The organism is Methanomicrobium sp., assembly GCF_055145805.1.
The window spans coordinates 1-6,305 of record NZ_JBSREC010000123.1 but is presented as its reverse complement, the minus strand read 5'-3'; the positions used below and the strand labels follow the sequence as shown (position 1 = coordinate 6,305).

Sequence of the window (6,305 nt, the reverse complement as noted above, 5' to 3'; positions counted from 1 at the left end):
TAAAAGAGGCTGTTAAATCAAATGCCGATGACAACGGATATGCACAGATTGAAGACGTAATTCAGATACTTATCCAGAAGGGACACGGTAAAGATGACGTCAGAAAGAGAATTGATGATCTTTTAAGAAACGGCGAAGCTATGGAGCCAAAACACGGCCTTATAAAACTCATCTGAATTATTTACAAATATCCTGCTTTTTTTCTCTTTTTCTTTCGTAAGTTTCAGATCTAAATTAAAATAATCTTTGAAGACCCATACATGTATACATGGAAAAAAAGGCACAGGCAACTTTTGAGGCCGGAATAAAACTGGGTGCATTATACCACCAGTGGGTGGGAACTCCCATATCCCCGCAGACTGCACCATCTGTTGAAAAGGCTATAGAAAATGCAGTAGGTCTTCAGCCATATGTTGAGAATATAAAGGTCAGAATTGACACAGAACATATGCACTTAAACTCATTCGGATACAGCGAACTTGCCGGAAAAATGTTTGATGTAACCATTACAACAAAAGTCGGCAATGCAACCTGTATTGCAGGATTAAAACTCGAAGACGATTATCCGATGATGAAAATTCTGGAACTCAGATGATTTTAAAGGATCTCGTTATAACAGACGATCATATCCACATAGACACCATTAACGGCAGGGGAATTGAAGCCGCAAAGGACTTTAAGCGTGCCGGAGGGACACATATGTTTCTTGTCTCAAAGCCGGCATGGTCTTTTGGAGTTGTCCCCAGATGCGGTGAGGACTACAGGGAAGTATTTGAGATAACACTGAAAACCTCTGATAAAATTAAAGATGAGGGAATCTGTGTATATCCCATACTTGGTGTTCATCCGGCCGAACTTTCAAAGCTCTCTGAGATCATGCCTCTTTCACAGGCAGAAGAGATAATGAAAGACGGACTCTCTCTTGCAGCCCGATATGTTGAGGAAAAAAAGGCTGTTGCCCTTAAAAGCGGCAGACCACATTATCCTGTTGAAGATGAAATCCTGGAATCATCAAACAGAATTCTCAGCCATGCACTTGCACTTTCAAAGGATAATGACTGCGCACTTCAGATCCATGCTGAAAGCGGTCCCTGTCAGGACATTTACGATATGGCAAAAAATATGAATATGAATCCGGTAAGGGTCGTAAAACATTTTGGAATTCCGGATACTCCCCTGACTCCTTCAATGATCGCAAAGGATGAGAATATCCCTGCAATGGCTAAAGAGAAACGGATGTTTACGATGGAGACTGATTACATGGATGATCTGAGCCGGCCGGGTTCTGTTTTAGGGCCAAAATCAGTTCCGAGATTCACACGAAAACTACTTGAATCAGGCGCTATTACCACGGAAGATGCATTCAGAATTCATAAAGACACTCCTGAAAAAGTATATCATACTGAGATGACACTCTAATTTTTCCCACAGGCATTAGTATTATTTATAAAAACCAATAGTACAGGCAATGCACTTAAAAATTTATAAAATACAAGGGGCAGACAATATTGTTGCAGCCTGCGACAGGGAACTCATTAACAAAACCATATGTGAAGGCGATATAGAGATAACAGTCTCCGACAAATTCTACGGTACAGAAACTGCAACCAAAGATGAATTAATAAAAGCCTTAACATCAGCAAAAAATGCCAACCTGATTGGAAAAAAAGTAATCGCAATTGCAATAGAGTGCAGTGCGATAGATGAGGAGAGCTGTATATATATAAACGGAATTCCTCACGCGCAAATCCTGTAAATCTGAGATAATTATGGATATTAAACAAAATATATGCCCAAAGTGCGGCGAACCAAGTGAAGGAGGACTTTGCAATAAATGCAAAGGAGAAGAAGTCAGCTGGATAACATGCGACAGCCGCGTGCAGTATATTCAGTGCCCTACCTGCGGATCACTAAAACACCAGAATACCTGGACAGACTGTGAACTTGACAAGGAAAAACTTACTGAGGAGATTGCACTTGATGCAGTCCACATACATGATGATGTCAGGGATCTAAAGATTGAATTAAGCTCCTATGATCCAAGCCCTAACAGAACATCAGTAAAAGTTGATGTTCACGCAAAACTCTACAAATTACCGGTTGAAGCCTCATGCAGAGTTCTTATTGTATGGTCTAAAGAGCAGTGTGACCGCTGCAGCAGATATTCAGGCGGCTATTATGCAGGTACAATTCAGTTAAGGGCAGAGGGAAGAAAACCTGATACATTTGAAAAGGAACGTACCATAGAGATTGCCAACAGACACGAAGAAGAACTCCAGGAAATTGGCGAGAGACTCTCCTTTATCACAAGTACTGATGAGATAAAAGACGGAATAGACATAGTTGTCTCAAGCCATAATCTGGGAGAGCTCATTTCAAGAAGCATAATAAAAGAACTTGGCGGAAAGGTAACAAAGCATCCCAAACTCGCAGGACAAAAAAACGGCAGAACACTCTACAGAATGACATATCTGGTGCGTCTTCCCAGATACAAAAAAGGAGATGTTTTCGAGGATAAAGGCAGATATTATGAGATCCGCGGCACTGACTCAAATGTAATGAGGTACTTTGATCTTCAGGATGGCAGTCTGAAAATAACAAAGGACGAACCTGAGGGGAGAATGATCGGAAATGTAAAGGATTCCGAATTTGCCTTTGTCAGTTATATTAACAAGGATATTGCAGGCATTCTCGACCCTAAAACGTACGAGAACAAAGAGTGTATTCTGTACCCCTGGCTTGAAGTCCTGGAAGGAGAGACTGTACGCTTTTTAAGGGATAATGATAATGACAGAATAATATTTGTCGGATAAGAGGTCTTTCATGCGCACCAGAGTAGTTCCTGTATCTATGCTGAAATCAATAAAAAACGAAGACTGGGTTGATAATTCAAAAAGACCCTATGTAAAAGAAGGCAGTGCATGGATTCCTGTTAAAGACGGCAGTTCTTTCGACTGCATCCTTGACAGAAAGAAAAACTACTCAGGGCCGGGCTATCAGATGATAGGCGACATCATTTTAATGCACGGTAAAAAGCCGGATGATAAAGAACTGGATGCTCTTATTGAGTGGAAAAATCCCTCCTGTATTCTTCATGTGAAAAAATACGACGGTGTAAAAAGAATCCCCCTCACAACTGTCCTCTACGGCGAACCAAAAGAGGTCTGCCATAAGGAAAATGGCTGCAGATTCATTCTTGACCCGTCAAAAGTCATGTTTGCGATGGGAAACCGCGAAGAGAAGAGAAGAATGTCAGAAGTTATAAAAAAAGATGAGAGAATAGCTGATATGTTCGCAGGAATCGGCTATTTCACTATACCTGCCGCAATAACAGGTGCAGATATTCATGCAATGGAATTAAACCCTGAATCCTTCGGCTATCTTCAGAAAAATATTCTGGCAAACAATGTATCAGAAAATGTTTATGCAGAATGCGGGGACTGCAGAAGTCTTTTAAAAGGAAAATATGACCGGGCCTTTATGGGACATTTCAACTCACCTTCTATGCTTTCTGAGATTCTCCCGCACATGAAATGCGGAGGCACCATGCATGTACACAGTATAAACCCCGTCTGTGATATAATATCAGATGCCGTTCAAAAAGCAGGATTTGAGTCGGAAATTTCGCTTCACAGGGTAAAAAAATATGCCCCGTTTAAATGGCATGTTGTCCAGGACGTGATCTTATCATGAATGAATGTATGCAGACATTAAAAGGAAAAACAATTGTTCTTGGAATAACAGGCAGTATTGCTGCAGTCGAGGATATAAAACTTGCACGGGTGCTTCGAAGAAAAGGAGCAGTTGTTCAGGGTGTAATGAGTGAAGCTGCATGCGGAATAGTAAACCCTGATGCAGTTACATATGCATGCGATATCCCTGCCATAACAAAGATCTCAGGGATGATTGAGCATGTGAAATTCTGCGGGATTGGAGGCACCGGAGACGTTCTTCTGATAGCACCCGCGACTGCGAACACAATATGCAAGATTGCCGCAGGAATTGATGATACCACGGTAACAACATTTGCAACAACTGCTATCGGCGGAAATATGCCTGTCGTTATCGCTCCTGCAATGCATGAAAGCATGTACTGTCACCCGGCAGTAATTGAAAGTATTAAAAAATTAAAAGACTGGGGAATAGTCTTTGTCAGTCCTTTCATCTCTGAGAATAAAGCCAAATTTGCATCAAATGACGAGATTGTTCTTGCTGTCGAAAGAGCGGCAGGGAAAAAAACACTTGCCGGAAAAAAAGTCATTGTAACGGCGGGTGCCTGCCGGGAGAAGATTGACGATATCAGGATTATGACAACCCGCTCAAAAGGCACAATGGGCATAGAAGCAGCCTTTGAAGCATACAGACTTGGTGCTGATGTAACAATTATTCACAGCGGAGATCCGGTTCCGATGATGAAAAACATCATCATAGAAAATGCAGGGGAGATGAAAGATGCCGTCATTAAAATCTTTGAAAATAAGGGTTGCGACTATTACATCAGCGCTGCGGCTGTATCCGATTACAAACCTGAAATTTTTGAAGGAAAGATACCAGGTGGAAAGGATGTATCCTTAAAACTAAAACAGCTTCCTAAAATTCTGGAGGAAGTTCTTGATAGATTCAGACCTGTAACAGTTGCCTTCAAACTTGGATGGGATGCGGATGAAAAAGCCGTGGAAATGCTCAAAACCGGCGTTTCCATGGTAGCTGCAAACACTCCGGAAAATATGGGTGCCAAAAAAGGCAGTTACACCCTTTACACACAGACAGGCAAAACAGAAATTTGTGGTGACAAAGAAGAGATAGCAGGAGCCATATGGAAAAGACTGCTCTAGCTTTCTGCCCGGGCCATATATCAGGCTGGTTTAAAACAGTGAACTGCAATGAAGGCAGTTACGGAAGCATAGGCGGCGGCATTGTAATAAGCGAGGGTGTATTCGCAGAGGCCGTCATGTCAGATGAAAACAGGATTAATGTCTGTCGTGTTGACAGAACAGGAAACATTATCTCAATTGAGACATGTTCACCACCTATAGAATATGCACTTTCCAAAACCGGCGTTACTGCTGAGATCACAACAAAAACAATTCTTCCAATGAGTGCGGGATTCGGACTTAGTGCTGCATCTCTTCTATCCTCAGTAAAAGCTGTCTGCGAACTTTACGGACTCGATACAAAAGACCAGGAAATATCACAGCTGGCGCATGAAACCGAAGTCAGATTCAAATCAGGACTTGGAGATGTACCGGCATGCATGGGCGGTGGCTACATATGCAGAAAAAGTCCTGGTATCGATGGAGAAATAATAAGAAGTTATGATATGGACAAGACAATCTCCGCAATAAACTTCGGCCCCCTGCCAACAGATAAAGTCTTAAAAAACAAATATAAAATGGAAAAAATATCTGCCGCATTCAGAGATACCTGCCCTGCAACTCCTGAAGATTTTTTCAAAACATCGAGAGATTTTGCAGAGGATTCCGGCCTTATATCAGAGAAAATAAAGGAGGTTTTGGATGAATGCGACTTAAGGGAGATTCCTGCCGCAATGACTATGCTTGGCGAAGGTGTCTTTGCATACGGTGAAAAAGCTCCGGGAATTCTCTCCAGATTTGGCGAGATATACATGATGAAAATGTCCAAAACAGGATTTGCCTGCAGAAACCGAAGGGAATGATATGATACCCGAAGATCATCCCCGATATGCCTCACTTGTCAGAAGAGAGAAGATTGCAGAGGCTGCCTGGAAAGGAATCGTTGCAATGGAGGGGGTAGGCTCTCACGGGAGAGGTGAAGCCTTTGATTACCTCATAGGAGAAAAAACAACAGAAAGTGCATTCCTTGCCGAAAAAAGCGCAGCTGCATTCTTATTAAATGCAAAATGCGCTGTAATCTCAGTTAATGGAAATACAGCCGCACTTGCAGCAGATCTAATCTCAGACCTTCAGAAGGCAACAGGTGCTCTGGTAGAGGTAAACCTTTTTCACAGAACTGAAGAAAGAATTCAGAAAATTACAAAACTTCTTGAGGATAACGGAGTTATTGTTTTAAAAGGAAAGGCAGAACGCTTACTGCCTCTCTCACATGACAGGGCACTTTGCATCCGGCAGGGCATATATTCATCAGATGTCGTCCTTGTGCCACTGGAAGACGGTGACAGGTGCGAAGCACTTGTAAATATGGGAAAAACCGTAATTACAATAGATCTCAATCCTCTTTCAAGGACGGCACAGACTGCAAACCTGACAATCGTGGATGAACTGACAAGGGCTGTCGCAAATATCATTTCTGAAGCAAAAGTGATG

General features: G+C 42.1%; 8 protein-coding genes. All 8 read left to right on the top strand.

Annotated features, from left to right (window positions below):
* Positions 1-268 precede the first annotated feature (268 nt).
* Positions 269-595 (top strand): dihydroneopterin aldolase family protein, encoded by a 327-nt coding sequence (locus ACTB1O_RS11485; protein ID WP_462995277.1) that lies wholly within the window; start codon positions 269-271, stop codon positions 593-595.
* Complete coding sequence (locus tag ACTB1O_RS11480) at positions 592-1,419, top strand: TatD family hydrolase (protein WP_462995276.1); 828 nt, start codon at positions 592-594, stop codon at positions 1,417-1,419. The genes ACTB1O_RS11485 and ACTB1O_RS11480 overlap by 4 nt, the downstream gene beginning before the upstream one ends.
* Before the next feature lie 49 nt (positions 1,420-1,468).
* Positions 1,469-1,756, top strand: a complete 288-nt coding sequence (locus ACTB1O_RS11475) for a DUF424 domain-containing protein (RefSeq protein WP_462995275.1) — start codon at positions 1,469-1,471, stop codon at positions 1,754-1,756.
* A 13-nt stretch (positions 1,757-1,769) separates the two neighbouring features.
* Positions 1,770-2,813 carry a 60S ribosomal export protein NMD3 gene (locus ACTB1O_RS11470; RefSeq protein WP_462995274.1) on the top strand — a complete coding sequence of 348 codons (1,044 nt, stop codon included), beginning with the start codon at positions 1,770-1,772 and terminating at the stop codon, positions 2,811-2,813.
* A gap of 10 nt (positions 2,814-2,823) precedes the next feature.
* The gene (locus ACTB1O_RS11465) at positions 2,824-3,693 is read left to right on the top strand and encodes a class I SAM-dependent methyltransferase (protein WP_462995273.1); all 870 of its coding nucleotides are present in this window, start codon (positions 2,824-2,826) and stop codon (positions 3,691-3,693) included.
* A complete protein-coding gene (gene coaBC, locus ACTB1O_RS11460; protein ID WP_462995272.1) occupies positions 3,660-4,835 on the top strand; it encodes a bifunctional phosphopantothenoylcysteine decarboxylase/phosphopantothenate--cysteine ligase CoaBC in 1,176 nt (391 codons plus the stop codon). The genes ACTB1O_RS11465 and coaBC overlap by 34 nt, the downstream gene beginning before the upstream one ends.
* Positions 4,817-5,677 (top strand): pantoate kinase, encoded by an 861-nt coding sequence (locus tag ACTB1O_RS11455; protein WP_462995271.1) that lies wholly within the window; start codon positions 4,817-4,819, stop codon positions 5,675-5,677. Before coaBC ends, ACTB1O_RS11455 begins: the two co-directional genes overlap by 19 nt.
* 1 nt (position 5,678) lies before the next feature.
* Positions 5,679-6,305 (top strand): 4-phosphopantoate--beta-alanine ligase (locus ACTB1O_RS11450; RefSeq protein ID WP_462995270.1); only part of this gene is annotated, 627 nt, incomplete at its 3' end.

Coding starts and splice junctions, on each gene's coding strand:
- ACTB1O_RS11485 (WP_462995277.1), top strand. CDS start 269: ATGGAAAAAAAGGCACAGGCAACTTTTGAGGCCGGAATAAAACTGGGT.
- ACTB1O_RS11480 (WP_462995276.1), top strand. CDS start 592: ATGATTTTAAAGGATCTCGTTATAACAGACGATCATATCCACATAGAC.
- ACTB1O_RS11475 (WP_462995275.1), top strand. CDS start 1,469: ATGCACTTAAAAATTTATAAAATACAAGGGGCAGACAATATTGTTGCA.
- ACTB1O_RS11470 (WP_462995274.1), top strand. CDS start 1,770: ATGGATATTAAACAAAATATATGCCCAAAGTGCGGCGAACCAAGTGAA.
- ACTB1O_RS11465 (WP_462995273.1), top strand. CDS start 2,824: ATGCGCACCAGAGTAGTTCCTGTATCTATGCTGAAATCAATAAAAAAC.
- coaBC (WP_462995272.1), top strand. CDS start 3,660: ATGGCATGTTGTCCAGGACGTGATCTTATCATGAATGAATGTATGCAG.
- ACTB1O_RS11455 (WP_462995271.1), top strand. CDS start 4,817: ATGGAAAAGACTGCTCTAGCTTTCTGCCCGGGCCATATATCAGGCTGG.